The organism is Mediterraneibacter flintii, assembly GCF_055387595.1.
In genome coordinates, this window is the sequence record NZ_AP031405.1 from 1,383,589 (window position 1) to 1,400,961 (window position 17,373).

The following is a 17,373-nucleotide window of genomic DNA, read 5'->3' on the forward strand; positions in this document are numbered from 1 at the left end:
ACAGATGGAAATACGATATAGAAAAGGACAGAACTGGCAGAGAGCAAATTCTATCATCGAGAGGATTGGGGCGGCTGATTTGAAAGCACCGATCATCTCGGTGCTTGGCGCAGGTGGAAAGACAACGACCATTCGGCGTATGACGGAGGAATTTGCACAGTTAAAAAGAAAAGTGATTGTCACAACGACAACACATATGAGAGTAGAAGAAGATCCTTGCTTTTTGACTATTCCCTCTTTGGATAGGCTGCAAGAGCTTCTACATAAGTATGAAAAGGTATATGTCGGAAGTCCGGCAGAGGACGGAAAAATGAAAAGTGTTTCTCCTTCATTTCTGAAAAGAGTTCTTGCTCAGGAGCTGCCTCTTTTGATTGAGGCAGACGGGGCAAAATGCATGCCGTTAAAAGTGCCAAAGGAGCATGAACCTGTGATTTTACCGCAGACTACGCATGTGTTGGCAGTGTATGGGATGGATTCTATTGGAAAGCCGCTTAGGGAGGTTTGCTTTCGTATTGATAAAGCGGCAGAACTGTTAAAGAAAGGGAAGGCAGAAACGGTGACACCACAGGATATTGCAGCGATAGCGGCTTCCCAAAGGGGTGGAAAAAAGAACTGTCCGCTGGATGCACAATACTGGGTGATCCTAAACAAGGCAGAGGGTGCCTCTCGGCTGGAAGCAGCCGCGCAGATTTGCCAGATGCTTTTCGAAAAGGGAATAAACAATATACTTGTGACGGGCAAAGGAGAGCGAGGCAGGCGATGAAAATATTGATTAAAGGTGCGGGAGATTTGGCTACTGGAATCGCGTCCAGATTATATAGATGTGGACATCAGATTGTAATGACAGAGTTAGAGGTTCCATTGACTGTAAGAAGAAGCGTGGCACTTTCCAGAGCAGTATATGAAAAATGTGCGCAGGTAGAAGATATGACAGGGATTCTTGTCTCTTCTAAGCAGGAAGCGGAAGCGGTTCTGAAACAGGGAGACATTGCGGTTGTCGTAGACAAAGAGGCAGATACGCGCCGGTGGTTTTGTCCGGACGTGATTGTAGATGCGATTCTGGCAAAGAGAAATCTTGGCACTTCTATCACAGATGCGCCCTTTGTAATCGGTGTAGGGCCTGGATTTTCCGCCGGAGAGGATTGTCACTGTGTAGTAGAGACGAAAAGGGGGCATACACTCGGCAGTGTAATATGGAAGGGGAGCGCCATCCCGAATACCGGAGTACCTGGAAATGTAGGTGGTTATACAATAGAAAGACTGATTCGCGCGGCCGAAGAGGGGACAATGCAGGCAAAGGCAGAAATTGGAGAGTATGTTGAGAAGGGGCAAACGGTAGCTGTGACAGGGGGTGTCTCTGTACAAGCACAGATGTCTGGAATTGTCAGAGGAATGCTGCAGAATGGGGCTTGGGTAAAAAAAGGACTGAAAATTGGAGATATTGATGCGAGATGTGAAGCCTCCCATTGTGTAACGATTTCTGACAAGGCGCGGGCGGTTGGCGGTGGAGTTTTAGAAGCCGTCAGCCAGTTTGAGCATATGAGGGAGCGATTTGCTTTTGTTATTCTGGCGGCGGGGAGAGGAGAGCGCTTCGGAAGAAATAAATTAAAGGAATCGCTTTCCGGTAAGACACTTTACCAGACGATTCTCCAAAAAGTGGAAGCTTTCTCAGGGTATCCGGTTGTTGTAGTGACAGGGGATGAGGCGATAAAAAGAGAAGCAGAGAAAAAAGGATTCTTCGTGGAAAAAAATCAGGAGCCAGAGCTTGGGATTTCTCATTCTGTGAAGCTGGGACTGAAAAAAGTACTTACAATCCAGGAAGAAATACAGGGGATTCTTTTTACTGTAAGCGATCAGCCCAATTTAAAGATTTCTACTATTCAGAGAATTTTAAACGAAGCGTTTTTGCATCCCAGACAGATTATATGTGCAGGAAATGAGGGAAAAACAGGGAATCCTGTCCTATGGGATGCGAAATACTTCTCAGAGCTTTTAAAGCTGTCTGGGGACAGCGGAGGAAGGCAGATATTCAAATATCATCAAAAAGAGGTGCGCATTGTGGAGGCAGAAAGAGAAGAGCTTAAGGATATAGACCGGCAAAAGGATCTGGAATGCTTAAGAAAGGAAGTAGGCGTATGATTACGGTTCTTGTAAATGGGAAAAAGTATGAGGTTGAGAGAGACAAAAAACTGATGCGATTTCTGCGGGATGATCTGCATTTGACGTCTGTAAAAGATGGATGCAGTCAAGGGGCATGCGGTACGTGTACTGTTTTAGTGGATGGGAAGGCAACGCGGGCATGTATACCGATGCTTTCTAAATTGGAAGGAAAAGAAATCCTGACAGTAGAAGGCTTGAGCGACAGAGAAAAAGACGTGTATACGTATGCGTTTGCGACTGCGGGGGCAGTGCAGTGCGGATTTTGTATTCCAGGCATGGTGATGTGTGCAAAGGGATTGCTTGATAAAAACCCAGATCCGTCCAGGCTGGAGGTGATTGCGGCGATCCGCAACAATATCTGTCGTTGCACCGGATACAAAAAGATTATTGAAGGGATTCTTTTAAGCGCAAAAATTTTCCGAGAAAATCTGAGTGTAGAGGAAGAAAGCGGAAAAGTGACTGTCGGGCAGGCGATGCAGCGGATCGATGCGAAAGAAAAGGTGACGGGTACGGGAGAATATCCGGACGATATATACCTGGATGGCATGATATACGCAGGTGCAGTCCGTTCAGAATATCCCAGGGCAAAGGTGCTTGCGATCCATGCAGAGGAAGCGCTTGCTATGGAAGGGGTCATCGGAGTCTATACGGCGGAAGATATTCCAGGGAATGTAAAGGTAGGACATTTAAAGCAGGATTGGGATACGATGATTCCAGTAGGAAAAGTCACACACTATCTGGGGGACGCTATCTGCCTTGTGGCTGCAAAAGACCAGGAGACATTGGAAAATGCCAAGGCAAAAATTAAGGTGGACTACGAAGTCTTAGAACCCGTACTGGATCCCTTCGAGGCAATGAAAGAAGGAGCGCCGCTTGTACATGCGTCAGGAAATATTCTTGCACATGAGCATTTGGTGAGAGGAAATGCAGATGAAATAATTGCCGCGTCAAAATATAAGGTGACGAGGCACTACGAGACGCCTTGGACAGAGCATGCTTTTTTGGAACCGGAATGTGCAGTCGCTATGCCCTTTGATGAGGACGGAGTATTTATCTATTCTACAGACCAGGGCACCTATGATACACAGCATGAGTGTTGTATTATGCTGGGACTGCCTCCAGAGAAAGTGATTGTAGAAAATAAACTGGTAGGAGGAGGATTTGGAGGAAAAGAAGATGTAAGTGTCCAGCATCATGCAGCGCTGGTGGCCTATCTGACAAAACGGATTGTAAAAGTGAAGCTGTCCAGGCAGGAGAGTATCGTTGTTCATCCAAAGCGTCATCCTATGTGGATGGATATTACAACGGCATGTGATGAAAACGGGTATCTGACAGCTATGAAGGCAGTGGTTGTTTCAGATACAGGCGCGTATGCGTCTCTGGGAGGGCCTGTCTTGCAGCGTGCCTGTACACATGCGGCAGGGCCATATAATTTCCAGGTGATTGACATTGACGGAAAAGCAGTCTACACAAATAATCCTCCGGCGGGAGCATTCAGAGGATTTGGTGTGACACAGACCTGTTTTGGTTCGGAAAGAAATTTGGATCTGCTGGCTGAAATGGTGGGAATTTCTCCGTGGGAGATCCGTTACCGAAACGCGATACGTCCTGGTCAGGTTCTGCCAAACGGACAGATTGCAGATGCCTCTACTGGTGTGGCGGAGACGCTGGAGGCGGTAAAAGAGACTTATGAGAGTGAGCCCTATGCAGGCGTTGCCTGTGCAATGAAAAATGCGGGTGTAGGCGTGGGGCTTCCCGACTGGGGACGCTGCCGTCTGCTGATAAAAAATGGAAAAGTACAGATTCACGCAGGAGCCTCCTGCATTGGACAGGGGCTGGGCACAGTGTTGACACAAGTGGTATCGGAGACGGCGGGACTGACGCTGGAGGAGATAGAATACTGCAGACCAAATACGGCAAATTCTCCAGATTCCGGAACGACTTCCGGATCGCGGCAGACATTAATTACCGGAGAGGCAGCGAAACGGGCGTGCCAGAAGCTTAGAGAAGATTTAAAAGGAAATGTTCTTGCCGATCTGGAGGGCAGAGAATACTATGGAGAATATCTTGCCAAGACAGACAAAATGGGTAGCGATGTACCTAATCCAGTGTCACATGTGGCATATGGATACGCGACGCAAGTCTGTGTGTTAAACGAAGATGGAACGGTGAAAAAGATCGTTGCGGCCCATGATGTAGGCAAGGCGGTAAATCCGGTCAGTGTCGAAGGACAGATTGAAGGCGGCGTTGTCATGAGTCTGGGGTATGCGCTGACAGAGAAGTATGAATTAAAGGCTGGATATCCTGTATCCAGATTTGGAACACTGGGACTGTTTAAGGCAGATAAAGTGCCGGAGGTAGAGCCGATTATTGTGGAGAAACCAGGCGTGGAGGTAGGCTATGGGGCGATCGGTATCGGAGAAATTACCTCGATTCCGACAGCGCCTGCGATTGCAGGGGCATATTACAGATGGAATAAGGATTTTCAGACAAAGCTTCCCCTTGTAGGGACACCTTATGAAAAAAAGAAAAAATAAAGAGTAAAAGAAAACAAGAAAAGACTGCTGTGAACAAAAATTTCCTGGCAGCTTTTTCTTGAAAAAGCAAGTTGTTTTTAAAAATAACTTGCTATATAATAAAATTAGATTTCATAACAAAGGAGGAGAAAATATGAAAAGAAAAAAACTGACAGCAATTTTGATGACAGCGGCACTGGCCGGAGTCATAGTATTTGGGTGCGGTTCAAACAGCGCAGATGAGGAGAACACAAAAAATACATCAGCGGACGCACAGGACGAGGAAAAAGAGGAATCAGTGGAGCTTTTGATTGCGGCGGCGGCAAGCCTGGAATATTCTTATGAAGATGAGCTGATCCCGATGTTTGAAGAGGAAAATCCAGGTATTACAGTAAAAGGAACCTATGACAGTTCTGGAAAGCTTCAAACACAGATAGAGGAAGGAATCGAGGCAGATGTATTTATGTCTGCGGCTACAAAACAGATGAATGCACTGGTAGAAGAAAGTCTGGTGGATAAAGATTCTGTAGTAAACCTTTTAGAAAACAAGATTGTACTTATTACTTCGGTGGATTCTGGCTTAGAACTGAGTGATTTTACGGATATTACAAAAGCAGAGACAATTGCAATTGGAGATCCGGCAAGTGTACCTGTGGGACAGTATTCAGAAGAAGCCTTGACAAACTTAGGACTGTGGGAAGAAGTATCGGCGAAAGCAAGCTTTGGAACCAATGTAACAGAAGTGTTGAACTGGGTGGCAGAGGGCAGCGCGGATGCCGGTATTGTGTATGCGACAGACGCAGCAACCACAGATAAAGTAAAAGTAGTCGCAGAGGCGCCGGCAGAAAGCCTGGCAGAGCCTGCAATCTATCCGGTAGGAGTAGTAACTGCTTCTGCAAATAAAGAGGCTGCCCAGAAATTTGTAGAATTTTTACAGAGTGAAGAAGCAATAAAAGTATTTGAAGAATACGGATTTATCCAATATAATGAGTAAAGTAAAGCATACAAAGGGGAAGACATTATGGAATTGTCACCGATTCTAATTTCGCTGAAAACAGCAACGCTGTCTGTCTTTATTACATTTTTTCTGGGAATAGCAGTTGCTTATTGGGTTGTACGTATGCGCCATGAAAAAGTAAAGATGATATGTGATGGGATTCTGACGCTTCCGCTTGTGCTTCCGCCGACAGTGGCAGGCTTTTTCCTGCTGTATATCTTTGGAGTGAAGCGGCCGCTGGGGCAGTTCTTCCTGGAGTTCTTCGGAGTGAAAATTGCATTTTCCTGGGGAGCTACGGTGCTGGCAGCGGTCGTGATCTCCTTTCCTTTGATGTACCGGTCGGCGCGGGGGGCTTTTGAGCAGGTGGATGCAAACCTCCTCTACGCAGGCAGGACTTTGGGTATGTCTGAATGGAAAATTTTCTGGAGAGTGTTGTTTCCAAATGCGCTTTCGGGAATTCTCTCAGGCGGGATTCTTGCATTTGCGAGAGGGCTTGGAGAATTTGGAGCTACGGCGATGATAGCAGGAAATATTGCAGGAAAGACAAGGACGCTTCCTTTAGCGGTATACTCGCATGTCTCGGCGGGAGATATGGAAGGGGCGTATCAATATGTTTTGATTCTCGTTGTGATTTCTTTCTTTGTCGTAACGGGGATGAACTATGCAACGTATGTTTTCCAGAAATATAACCGGAGGTAGGCAGTGGGCGAACTAGAGGTAGAAATTCAAAAAAAATTCAAAAGGTTTTGTCTGGACATGCAGTTTTCCATGAGAGGGGAAAGTCTTGGTATACTGGGTGCCTCTGGCTGTGGAAAAAGCATGACATTAAAGGCGGTGGCAGGAATTGTGACTCCGGACAGGGGAAAGATTCGTACAGAAAAAGCGGTCTTTTATGATGGAGCCGCGAGAATCAATATGGTGCCTCAGAAAAGGAAGGTCGGGTATCTGTTTCAGAACTATGCACTTTTCCCCAATATGACAGTGGAGGACAACATTGCGGCGGGAATTCGGGAGAAAAAAGCAGAGAAATACAAGAAAGTAAAAGCACTTTTGGAACAGTTTCAGTTAAATGGGTTGGAAAAGCAGTATCCGCATAAACTGTCAGGCGGGCAGCAGCAGCGTGTGGCGCTCGCCAGGATACTGGCATCCGAACCAGATATTTTACTGCTGGATGAACCATTTTCTGCTATGGACAGTTATTTAAAGGAAGAATTACAGCTGGAACTAAAGGAACAGCTGAAATATTTTCATGGATGCACGATTATTGTAAGCCATGACAGGGATGAGATATATAAACTATGTGACAGAACAATGATTATGGGCAATGGTGTGAATTTAATCTGCGAAGAGACAAAAGAACTGTTCGATCAGCCGCGGCGTATGCTGGCGGCACGGTTGACGGGATGTAAAAATATTTCCCGGGCGGAGAAACGAGGGAACAATACAGTATATGCAGCAGATTGGGGGATAGAATTAAAAGTTCACTGTGAGATACCTCAGAAGCTGGCATATATAGGAATACGGGCGCATGATTTTCTTCCTGCCAGTCCTTCTAAGACACAGGAGAATCTTATCCGCGTTCTGCCAGGGGAAAAGACACAGGCGCCATTTGAATGGATCCTGCTGTTTCAAAATGCGGACAATCCGCGGGGTACAATGTGGATGAAGCGAGAACGAGGAGACAGGCAGATTCCAGAATTTGTGCAGGTCAAACCAGAGAAAATATTATTGTTGGAGGAATAGTAGGAGGAAAGTATGTTTTATCCGGCGGTGAAGATAAAGGTTTATAACGAGGAGCTAGTGTTTGGACCGGGGCTTTCTATGCTGCTTGGGCACATAAAAGAGACGGGGTCTATGAAGGAAGCGTGCAGCGCAATGGGAATGTCATACAGTAAAGGCTGGAAGATCGTCAATCGGGCGGAAAAGGAATTGGAGTACGCGCTGATTACCAGGCAGCATGGAGGAAGCAGGGGAGGCAAATGCGAGATTACCCAAAAGGGCGCTGCTTTGATTCAGCGATATGAAAAACTGGAAAAAGACGTGCAGGAATACACAAAAAAAATATTCCTGGAATATTTTCCGGAATATGATTGCTGTGCGGATAATCAGTTAGGCGAAGTCCAATGACTGCATCTGCAGGCTGCAGACACAGCCATTGTCTTCTGTTTTCATAAATTAAGAATAGCAGGTAATTGTGAATCTGCTGTGACAAGAAACAGAATAAATTCTAAAAATTATAAAAAGGAAATAAAGTGGTAAATATAAAAGAAAAATATCTGTTATTTTCTTGCAAGGACGGTGTGCATCATTTCTTTCGAGGCTGCAAACCACCGTTCTTTCTGCGCGTTAAATTGCTCATGCAGCCAGTTGATTGCTGCATCCATGCCTTCTTCCGTCAACGGAAAGGAGGCTTTTTCTTTTTCCTCTTCAGGGGTCTTTTCAAAAGACCAGGGTTCTGGATAGATATAGACGAAGAAAGTCTCTTTGCTGTCGTCACACTGGAAAAAATAACGCATTCCATTGTGGCTGCCGGAGAAAGGTTCTTTTTTTAGTCCACCTACGGGAATTAATGTTTTGTCAATCATGTCGAGTCTCCTTTTTTGTAAAATATGTATGCATTCGCACTGCCAGATAAAGTAAAACCGCATCCCGAAATCTGCGGGGATTCAGTTTGCATTTTTTATAAATATGATCCAATTTATATTGCAGTGTATTTTTGTGAAGAAATAGCTGTTCTGCTGTTTGTAAGAGTGACATATCGTTCTCAAAATAACAGGAGATCAGTTCCAGTTCCGAAGCTGACAGAGCTTCAATTGTCTTTTTTAAATAGGCGTTCCTGTTTTCCGCAGTCATAGAGGATAAAATGAGTTCTAAAGTCAGATTGTCAAAAACAGCGAAATGCAGCTGTGTGCCAGATAGGCTGTTTAGGGCAGTTAAGGCAGAGTCATAGGAATCGGCCAGAGAAATTCCCTTTACTGCTTTACCAACGGCGATACACAGACTTTCAGAGTATTTCTCGGCGAACATCTGCAGATCAGAGGCGTAGTCGGAAAAATATGTATCCTCCATCACAGCCAGGTATTCATTGGGATAGTGGTAAGAGTAAAGGACAGTGCGGGTGCGGGAAAACAGTTCCAGAATCCTTTGCTCCATAAGAGGAAGTCTGTCCGGGCGGTAAGAAGATTTCAGCCGGACAATAAGAAGTCGTTTGGCAGATTCCTTTTCTATGTTCAGTTCTTCCAGACAGTGCAGAATATAATCGTAGTTTTGAAGTCTGCTGCTGATAAGAGAGTGGAGAATATAATGGCGTTTTTCTGCCTGTGTTCTGGAAAAAGCGCTGACCTCCTGTTCGCGGATAAGAAGGCGGGTGATACGCTCTGCCAGATAAGCAAATTTGCGTACTTCTTCAGGATCTCCGCTGATGCCGATCACAGCCACTATAGAGTCTTTGTAATGGATAGGAAGGTTGACTCCTTTGTGTGTACCTGAAAATCCGGTATCTGTGTCGACCTCTAACATACTGCCTGCCTGGGCTGCTTTTCTTCCGATTTCATGGAAGGTACCGATACGCTGTTTGTTGGTACTGGCAAAAATCATTCCAGAACAGTCGATAAAATTTACATCGTGTCCGCAGACATCTTTTACTGTATTTACAATCTGCTGTGCCAGGTCCCGATCGATGATGGAAAGCATATGGTTCCTCCCTACTTTAAAAATATTTCTACTGTAAAGTATAAAGAAAAAACAGAATAAATACCATAGAAATTTGCAAAAATCTTTTACAGTGCTATAATAAAAAAAGGAAACAAGAACGGAGGAGATTACGATGAAGATTGCAGTGACATATGAAGAAGGACAAATCTTCCAGCATTTCGGGCATTGTGAAGAATTTAAGCTTTACGATACAGAGGATGGAAAAGTACAGGTAGCCGAGGTGATAAGTGCAGAAGGAAGTGGACACGGAGCGCTTGCAGGATTTTTAAAAGAACATGGGGTGGAGGTGCTTATCTGTGGAGGCATTGGTGCAGGAGCACGTGCAGCACTCCAAGAAGCGGGAATCGAATTGTATCCCGGTGCATCCGGAGATGCAGATAACAGCGTCAGGGCATTTCTTGCCGGAGAGCTTCAATATGATCCAGAGACGACCTGCGCCCATCATCACCATGAAGAAGGAGAGCAATGCGGTGGACATAGCTGCAAAGAGGATAAAAACGGATGTGCAGGAAACTGCGAATGATACATTGTTTTAAAAGATAAGGAATATAACTTTTATGATAAAAAGTTCCGGCATGGAAAAAGAGGAACTTACGAAATTTTCCATGCCGGTTTTTTCGTTCTAAAAAAGATTTTTTAGCCAGCTAAGTAGTTATTCTGTGACATTTTCTACAGCTTTTTCTGCAAATTCAGTCGTAACCAGATCTTCATAAGGCGCTCTTTCACTTAATTCACCGGCGCTTTCCAAAATATCCTGCAGCAAATCAAAACTACTTTCTTCGAATATCAAATTCTCTTTCCATGTGTCCTGTTCATAATATCTTGTGACAATGGTAGTGATGGTATCCAGATCGGTCTCTGGGAACTGCGGCTCTATAGCAGCAGCAATTTCTTCCGGAGTGTGAGACTGCACATAAGTCATTCCTTTTTGAAGGGCATTGGTAAAGCCTTGAATCACCTCAGGATTTTCATCCATATAGCTTTTCTTTGCGCTGAAGGCTGTATAAGGAACATAGCCGCTGTCTTCTCCTAAAGAGGCTACCACATAGCCCTTGCCTTCAGATTCCAAAGAGGTAGCTCCAGGCTCAAATTCAACAGTAAAGTCGCCCTGCCCTTCCGAAAAAGCGGCGGCAGTAGAGCCAAAGTCAATGCTTTGGTTGATTTCCAAATCTGTTTCTGGGTCAATACCATTTTCCTTTAAGATATATTCAAATACCATTTCCGGCATACCGCCTTTTCTTCCTCCGAGAACAGTACTGTCTTTGATGTCATCCCATGTAAAATCGGAGATTTCTTCTCGGGCAACGAGAAAGTTGCCTGCCCGCTGTGTAAGCTGCGCAAAATTGACAACATAGTCATTTGCTCCTTCATTATAGGTGTAAATGGAAGATTCAGAGCCCATAAATCCAATATCTGCTTCACCGGAAATAACGGCAGTCATTGTTTTGTCTGCTCCGAACCCGCAGACGAGGTCTAGATGGATCCCTTCTTCTTCAAAATATCCTTCTTCAATGGCGATATACATTGGGGCGTAGAAAATAGAATGTGCCACTTCATTCAATGTAACATCGACAGTTTCTTCTTTTTCCTGCTGGCTGGCTGAAGCGGAAGTTTCTTTGGAAGAAGCTTCTTTTTCAGAGGAGCATGCACTGAACATTGTCATGGCAAGGGAAGCCGCCAGCAGAACGGCAAATACACGCTTTTTCATAATATCCTCCTGGAAAATCAAGTTCTTAATACTATATGAAAAAAGGAGGAGATGCGTGAAAAAAAGTGTCCTGGAGATAATATCCAGGACACAGAAAAATACAGCGGTAAAACTTAATAATTGTCGTAATCATCTTCAAAAGGATCATCATAATCGTCCTCATCATAGCGCTCGCCGGCTCCAAGAGAGAGAATTGTCAGTATAATGAATACGACAGCAAGAACAGAACAGCCAATTGCACAATACATCAACATAGAATCACTGCTTCTTTTCAAAAATGCGAATACAGCCGCACCTATTGAAAATAATGCAGGGAATAAAAACGCAAGCAGGGTATTCTTTTTCCGAAGGATAAATAACAGAATACCGGACAACAACAGGCAAAGCGCCAGGATAATATAAGTAGTTCCAGCGCTGCTCTCATTTCCGGAGGTTACGTCACTTAATCCTGTTGTAAAAGCCTTATATGTAAAGAATGCAAAAACAAGGAGAGAGAGGATGCCAAACACAATCTTGACAGTGCCAAATCTTGGTGTTTCCTCCTCATATAAATTCTCTTCTGCAACGGATGGTTCTGGTTCCGGTTTTCTACGTGCAGGCGGTGTGGATTTTGTTGCTTTTTTACGTACAGCAGGTTCTTCTATTTCTGTACGTTTCTTTTTGAGAGGGCGCCGGTTTGGATCGGTTGCCAGCATATCCTCGTATCCCTTTCTTACTGCTTTTTCACGTTTTGTTCTGATCTTTTCAGGTGGAATATTGGCATAACGCTGCTCACTGGGAGTATCTGTGACAGGAGCAGCTGTACGTCTCTTTGGTTGAACCTGGACAGATTGTTTTTGCTGTCCGTTTTCAGAAACACGTTTTGATGCTTTTGGTTCCGCAGCTTCTTTAGCAGGTGTCGGTCTGGCAGTTCTCTTAACAGGAGATTTCTCAGAAGGTGCTTTTCTAAGTTCGGTTGTTTTTTTCGGAGAAACGGTCGCATTTGTTTTGTTTTCTGTTCCCTTTTTGGGAGTTGCTTTTGGCGCGGAACTCTTCGCCGACTGGCTACTGGAAGCTGCCGCCTTTTTTGCTGCTTTTTTCGCGCGCTGCTTATCTAAATTCCACTGCTTTTTACAATCCCGACATATCGCGTATTCATTAAAGATTGGTTCATTATTATCGTTGACACCAATCTGCTTTTTCTTTATTTCGACTTCTTTCTGGCATATTGGACACTTCATAACTAAATCTGTACTCCTCTCTTTCGCAGACAAATCCAATGGATTAATTTACAACGCTTCTATTATAACATTTTGAAGCTGTAAGAACAATGAAAAAATGCAAGAAACATCGAATCTTGACGAAAAATGTAAAAACGGCACTGCCTTTTTGGGCAGCGCCGAATGAAGGAAAGAAGTGGAGGAAAAAAGTGGTATTATTTATGACAGGGGGTTCTTTTTTTTGCGGATATGACGGGAGGAGTAAACTGGTATACATCATTGTAAGACTCCAGTTCTTCTTCTGATTTAGCCAGGGTGGGAATCAGTCCTGTACAATCCATAGAGGAGGCTGCATTTGAAAGATAGTCATAATCATCGATTATCTTTTCATTTTGTTTTGGGTTTAACATAACAATCACCTCACAATTATTGTATCCTATTTAGAAAATTGTATTCTGGAAAAAATATGGTATAATCGGAATGGAAAAAATAGAAATTTTGGAAATTTTTGTATTTTACATTTAGGAGGAAGAAAATGAAGATTGTTGCAGATACGCATGCTCACACGCTGGTGAGTGGACACGCCTACAGTACAATCCAGGAGATGGCAGCAGCAGCGGCAAAAAAAGGGCTTCAAGTGATGGCACTGACGGAGCATGCACCAGAGATGCCTGGAACATGTGGAAAGTTTTATTTTGACAACTTGGATGTAGTACCAAGGACAATGAAGGGGGTTAAAATGCTCTTTGGCGCAGAGCTAAATATTATGGATGCGGAAGGAACCGTAGATTTGCCAGAAGCAACTTTACGTGGCCTGGATATTATTATTGCCAGTATCCATCCTCCATGCTATGGAACAGGGCATACAGAAGAAGAAAATACAAAAGCCTATATAAAGGCGATGGAAAATCCATATGTGAATATTATCGGGCATCCAGATGACGGCAGATTTCCGGTTGACTATGAAGAAATCGTGAAGGCGGCAAAGAGAACAGGAACGCTCCTAGAATTGAACAATTCTTCTTTAAGACCACAGAGCTTTCGGCAGGGTACCAGAGAAAATATGCTGACAATGTTGGATTTGTGCCGGCAGTATGATGTATTTGTGTCAACAGGAAGTGATGCCCATGTAGATGTGGATGCAGGAAATTTTACATATGTAAGGGAAGTGCTTGCGTATTGCAATTTTCCCCAGGAATTAGTAGCGACGACAGATTTCCAACTCTTGAAGGGATTCTTAAATCTATATAAAACGGTATAAAAAGGTAGACTTTAAAAGTTTAGTGTGCTAAAATGTATAATAGTCATTAGGCTGTTAAAGGAGAGCGTAAATTATGAGTAAAAAGATAAGAACAGAAGCAGTAGACTATCTGTTTCGTGCGATTTTGAGTCTGGAAAATAAAGAAGAATGTTATACGTTTTTTGAAGATATCTGTACGATCAATGAGCTGCTTTCGCTTTCGCAGCGATTTGAAGTGGCGAAAATGTTAAGAGAACAGAAGACATATCTGGAAATAGCAGAAAAGACAGGAGCTTCCACTGCCACAATCAGCAGAGTGAATCGTTCTCTAAATTATGGAAATGACGGGTATGACATGGTGTTTGAAAGGATTAATAAATAGTAGAAGAAAACAAAGACACTGATGCTTCAGACAGAAATCAGTGTCTTTGTTTTTTATATAATAGGAAATTTTGATAAATTTCCTATTATACAAAAAGCCCTCCGGACGGGGTGCTGCGTGCCAGTGGCACGCGTTTAGCACCGACCGAAGCGGCAGCGGAGACTGCACACAAGTGCGAAGAGGAAATATGACGCTTACGCGTCTGCACTTGGCGCGAGAAGTTCGCAAGCGAACTTCTTTCTTATGGCAAAACAGCAAATACATTTTGGAGATTTACGTCTCTTTGAGATTGTCGATCAACTTTTCGATAAGCTGTTTTTTGACATATACATCAAAGCTCAGATTACAGATAAATGTAAAGAGCTGGAGATATTCCCGATCTTTATCCGGTAAATCTGTGAACATGGTTTCTGCCTGTTCATGGGCTGTTTTTACCGTTTCTTTTAAAGGCTCGATGCGCTCCTTTTCGATCTGGCAAATTTCCTCATACAGAGAGGACATATCTATACTGCCGTTTCCGTCAAAATAATTTTCTGTAATAGGTTTTAAGAGAGATTCGATGTCTTTTATAGACAAAATATTTTTGAAATAATAAATAAAAATCAGGATTAGGACATGCTCTTTGGAATATTTCTTCTTAACAGGCGGAGGAAGCAGATTGTTTTTTGCATAGTTATTGATCATTGTCTTTGTCAGAATTTTATCGTCCTCATGCCGTTTAGTGGAAGCAAGCTGGCTGTCCATGAAAGTAGTTACCTGATCCATGTATAAATCAATATTAGGAATGTCACCCGGATGGATATAATCGATACGGGAAAGACTTTCTAAAATACTGTTCAACATATCATTCGTATTTATTGTCATAGTATCACCTCGATGTATTTATTATATAGTAATTAAAACTATATGACAAGTTTTTTCTGTTTACAGTTAGCAGAAAGATTTATAAATGATACGGTGATCTATTTTACTGATCCGGCAGACAGGCAGCAAGACGAATTATAGTTGACAATTGGGAATGTGTGTTCGATAATGATAATACCCGAAGAGAAAGCATTTATTGTAATTTATTGTATAGGAAGAGAGAAAACAAAGGAGAAAAGACAGTGCCTGCATATTTTGGCGCTGCTTGAGGATAGGAGAAGAAGTATGAGTATATATGACAGCTTAAATGAGCCGCAGAGGGAGGCGGTATTTCACACAGATGGTCCGCTTTTGATTCTAGCAGGAGCCGGCTCTGGAAAGACAAGAGTGCTGACGCACAGGATTGCATATCTGATTGAGGAAAAAGGAATAAATCCATGGAATATCCTGGCAATTACTTTTACAAATAAAGCGGCAGGAGAGATGAGGGAACGTGTAGATCAGCTGGTGGGATTCGGTTCTGAAAGTATCTGGGTGAGTACCTTTCATTCTATGTGTGTCAGAATTTTGCGGCGGTATATTGACCGGCTTGGCTATGACACGGCGTTTACTATATATGATACAGATGACCAGAAAACTCTGATGAAGGAGGTTTGTAAACTGGCGGATATTGATACGAAGGTTTACAAAGAAAGAGCTATTTTAAGCGCTATTTCCTCTGCGAAGAATGAGCTGGTTTCTCCGGAAGAATTTGAACTGAACGCAGGAGGAGACTACGGCAGGCAGAAAATCTTAAAGGCTTACCGAGAGTATGAAAAACAAATGCGGTCTAACAATGCGCTGGATTTTGATGACCTGCTTGTAAAAACAGTGCAGCTCTTTCAGACTCAGCCAGATGTATTAGAGTATTATCAGGAACGGTTCCGCTACATTATGATCGATGAATACCAGGATACAAATACTGTGCAGTTTAAGCTGGTCAGTCTGCTTGCACAGAAGTATAAAAATCTTTGTGTAGTCGGAGATGATGATCAGTCCATATATAAATTCAGAGGAGCAAATATAAAAAATATTCTGAATTTTGAACAGGAATTCCCAGATACTAAGGTGGTGAAGCTGGAGCAAAATTACCGTTCAACTGGAAATATTTTAAATGCAGCAAACGCAGTAATCAGGAATAATTGCGGCAGAAAAGAAAAGACACTGTGGACAGAAAATGAAGCGGGAGCCAGGATCGCCTTACGCCAGTTTGACACTGCCTACGACGAGGCAGAGTTTATTGCAGAGGACATTGAGAAAAATATAAGAGAAGGCGGCTCCTATAATGACAATGCAATTCTCTATCGGACAAATGCACAGTCCCGTCTGTTTGAAGAACGGTTTGTGGCGGCGAACATTCCATATAAAATCGTTGGAGGGGTTAACTTTTATGCCCGCCGAGAAATTAAAGACTTACTTGCCTATTTAAAAACGATTGACAATGGACAGGATGACCTGGCAGTACGCCGTATTATCAACGTACCTAAGCGGGGGATCGGGCTGACAACTATCAACCGGGTACAGGAGTCCGCGCTGGAAAGGGGAATCGGCTTCTACGAGGCTTTAAAAGGGCTTGATTTGATTCCGAATATCGCCAGAGGAGTGGCAAAACTGGACTCTTTTGTAGCGCTGATTGAATATTTTAAGGGGCGGGCCAGAACAGAGAGTATCTTAGATTTGCTGCAAGAAATCATAGAAAAGACAGGCTATATGGAGAGCCTGGAGGCAGAGGCAAAAAGAGAGGACGAGGCACATGACAGGGCTGAAAATATCGACGAACTCCTAAATAAGATTGCTGCATATGAAGAAAACTGTGAAGATATGGGAGAAAAAGCAACACTAAGCGGATTTCTGGAAGAGGTCGCATTGGTGGCGGATATTGACAGCCTGGATGAAGAGCAGGAATATGTGGTGCTGATGACTTTACACAGTGCGAAAGGTCTGGAATTTCCAAATGTCTATATGGCAGGAATGGAGGATGGCCTGTTCCCTGGTTATATGACAATCAGTTCCGGCGATCTGGAAGAGATGGAAGAAGAGAGAAGGCTCTGTTATGTAGGAATTACCAGGGCAGAGGAAAAACTGACCGTAAGTTGTGCCAGAATGCGGATGGTGCACGGAGAGACACAATACAACCGAATGTCTCGTTTTTTAAAGGAAATTCCTGTTACTCTGCTGGATACTGGCGAGGTATTTGTGAAAAAAGCAGAAGAAACAGAAAAAGAAAAGACAGTGTTTACAGCTTCTAATCCTTATTTTCATGCTAAGAAGAGCTTTAAGGCACAGCCATTTTCAGTGATGAAGGGGGCAGAACAGTTTGCGGCATCTAAGGAAAAAGGATTGGATTATACAGTAGGAGATCGCGTGCGTCACCTCAAATTTGGCGAAGGAATCGTGGAGAACATTGCAGAAGGCGGACGGGATTATGAAGTGACTGTGGAGTTTGATACTGCGGGGCGAAAAAAAATGTTTGCTTCCTTTGCAAAATTAGTGAAAGTAGAATAGTCCTGCTTTTCATTTAGGGGCGACAGATTTATTTTCTATATGCGGATAG

17 protein-coding genes are annotated in these 17,373 nt (G+C 43.5%); 11 read left to right on the forward strand and 6 right to left on the reverse strand.

Features of this window, described 5'->3' with window-relative positions; all coding sequences use genetic code 11:
• Positions 1-4 precede the first annotated feature (4 nt).
• The 7 genes from yqeC (at position 5) to ACZ5C4_RS06645 (ending at position 7,800) form a co-directional block, all read left to right on the forward strand.
• Positions 5-763 carry a selenium cofactor biosynthesis protein YqeC gene (yqeC, locus tag ACZ5C4_RS06615; RefSeq protein ID WP_464520295.1) on the forward strand — a complete coding sequence of 253 codons (759 nt, stop codon included), beginning with the start codon at positions 5-7 and terminating at the stop codon, positions 761-763.
• Complete coding sequence (gene yqeB / locus ACZ5C4_RS06620) at positions 760-2,139, forward strand: selenium-dependent molybdenum cofactor biosynthesis protein YqeB (protein WP_464520296.1); 1,380 nt, start codon at positions 760-762, stop codon at positions 2,137-2,139. The genes yqeC and yqeB overlap by 4 nt, the downstream gene beginning before the upstream one ends.
• The gene (xdh, locus tag ACZ5C4_RS06625; protein ID WP_464520297.1) at positions 2,136-4,697 is read left to right on the forward strand and encodes a selenium-dependent xanthine dehydrogenase; all 2,562 of its coding nucleotides are present in this window, start codon (positions 2,136-2,138) and stop codon (positions 4,695-4,697) included. The genes yqeB and xdh overlap by 4 nt, the downstream gene beginning before the upstream one ends.
• Before the next feature lie 133 nt (positions 4,698-4,830).
• Positions 4,831-5,670, forward strand: coding sequence for a molybdate ABC transporter substrate-binding protein (gene modA, locus ACZ5C4_RS06630; RefSeq protein WP_464520298.1), 840 nt, complete (start codon positions 4,831-4,833; stop codon positions 5,668-5,670).
• Between the two features lie 27 nt (positions 5,671-5,697).
• Positions 5,698-6,372 (forward strand): molybdate ABC transporter permease subunit, encoded by a 675-nt coding sequence (gene modB / locus ACZ5C4_RS06635; RefSeq protein ID WP_464520299.1) that lies wholly within the window; start codon positions 5,698-5,700, stop codon positions 6,370-6,372.
• Between the two features lie 3 nt (positions 6,373-6,375).
• A complete protein-coding gene (locus ACZ5C4_RS06640; protein ID WP_464520300.1) occupies positions 6,376-7,416 on the forward strand; it encodes a sulfate/molybdate ABC transporter ATP-binding protein in 1,041 nt (346 codons plus the stop codon).
• Between the two features lie 12 nt (positions 7,417-7,428).
• The gene (locus ACZ5C4_RS06645; protein WP_464520301.1) at positions 7,429-7,800 is read left to right on the forward strand and encodes a winged helix-turn-helix domain-containing protein; all 372 of its coding nucleotides are present in this window, start codon (positions 7,429-7,431) and stop codon (positions 7,798-7,800) included.
• A 152-nt stretch (positions 7,801-7,952) separates the two neighbouring features.
• Here ACZ5C4_RS06645 and ACZ5C4_RS06650 read toward each other — a convergent pair whose 3' ends face one another.
• Together ACZ5C4_RS06650 and ACZ5C4_RS06655 are read right to left on the reverse strand one after the other, a co-directional pair.
• Entirely contained in the window at positions 7,953-8,258 is a 306-nt protein-coding gene (locus tag ACZ5C4_RS06650; RefSeq protein WP_464520302.1) for a hypothetical protein, read from the reverse strand.
• The gene (locus tag ACZ5C4_RS06655) at positions 8,251-9,366 is read right to left on the reverse strand and encodes a CdaR family transcriptional regulator (RefSeq protein ID WP_464520303.1); all 1,116 of its coding nucleotides are present in this window, start codon (positions 9,364-9,366) and stop codon (positions 8,251-8,253) included. Before ACZ5C4_RS06655 ends, ACZ5C4_RS06650 begins: the two co-directional genes overlap by 8 nt.
• Positions 9,367-9,499: 133 nt before the next feature.
• Between ACZ5C4_RS06655 and ACZ5C4_RS06660 the strand changes: the two genes are divergently transcribed.
• A complete protein-coding gene (locus ACZ5C4_RS06660; protein ID WP_464520304.1) occupies positions 9,500-9,910 on the forward strand; it encodes a NifB/NifX family molybdenum-iron cluster-binding protein in 411 nt (136 codons plus the stop codon).
• A 129-nt stretch (positions 9,911-10,039) separates the two neighbouring features.
• Here the strand turns inward: ACZ5C4_RS06660 and ACZ5C4_RS06665 are convergent, their stop codons facing one another.
• The 3 genes from ACZ5C4_RS06665 to ACZ5C4_RS06675 form a co-directional block, all read right to left on the reverse strand.
• Complete coding sequence (locus ACZ5C4_RS06665) at positions 10,040-11,095, reverse strand: ABC transporter substrate-binding protein (RefSeq protein ID WP_464520305.1); 1,056 nt, start codon at positions 11,093-11,095, stop codon at positions 10,040-10,042.
• A 113-nt stretch (positions 11,096-11,208) separates the two neighbouring features.
• Entirely contained in the window at positions 11,209-12,315 is a 1,107-nt protein-coding gene (locus ACZ5C4_RS06670; RefSeq protein ID WP_464520306.1) for a hypothetical protein, read from the reverse strand.
• A gap of 194 nt (positions 12,316-12,509) precedes the next feature.
• Positions 12,510-12,704 carry a hypothetical protein gene (locus tag ACZ5C4_RS06675; RefSeq protein ID WP_186875120.1) on the reverse strand — a complete coding sequence of 65 codons (195 nt, stop codon included), beginning with the start codon at positions 12,702-12,704 and terminating at the stop codon, positions 12,510-12,512.
• A 125-nt stretch (positions 12,705-12,829) separates the two neighbouring features.
• On the opposite strand from ACZ5C4_RS06675, the gene ACZ5C4_RS06680 reads away from it, so the two are divergent.
• Both ACZ5C4_RS06680 and ACZ5C4_RS06685 read left to right on the forward strand, forming a co-directional pair.
• Positions 12,830-13,555: a phosphatase gene (locus tag ACZ5C4_RS06680; protein ID WP_464520307.1), complete on the forward strand. Its 726-nt coding sequence runs from the start codon at positions 12,830-12,832 to the stop codon at positions 13,553-13,555.
• A gap of 73 nt (positions 13,556-13,628) precedes the next feature.
• Positions 13,629-13,916: a YerC/YecD family TrpR-related protein gene (locus tag ACZ5C4_RS06685; protein ID WP_117975852.1), complete on the forward strand. Its 288-nt coding sequence runs from the start codon at positions 13,629-13,631 to the stop codon at positions 13,914-13,916.
• Between the two features lie 273 nt (positions 13,917-14,189).
• Here ACZ5C4_RS06685 and ACZ5C4_RS06690 read toward each other — a convergent pair whose 3' ends face one another.
• The gene (locus tag ACZ5C4_RS06690) at positions 14,190-14,780 is read right to left on the reverse strand and encodes a DUF1836 domain-containing protein (RefSeq protein ID WP_464520308.1); all 591 of its coding nucleotides are present in this window, start codon (positions 14,778-14,780) and stop codon (positions 14,190-14,192) included.
• A 285-nt stretch (positions 14,781-15,065) separates the two neighbouring features.
• On the opposite strand from ACZ5C4_RS06690, the gene pcrA reads away from it, so the two are divergent.
• Entirely contained in the window at positions 15,066-17,324 is a 2,259-nt protein-coding gene (gene pcrA, locus ACZ5C4_RS06695) for a DNA helicase PcrA (RefSeq protein ID WP_464520309.1), read from the forward strand.
• Positions 17,325-17,373: the final 49 nt, after the last annotated feature.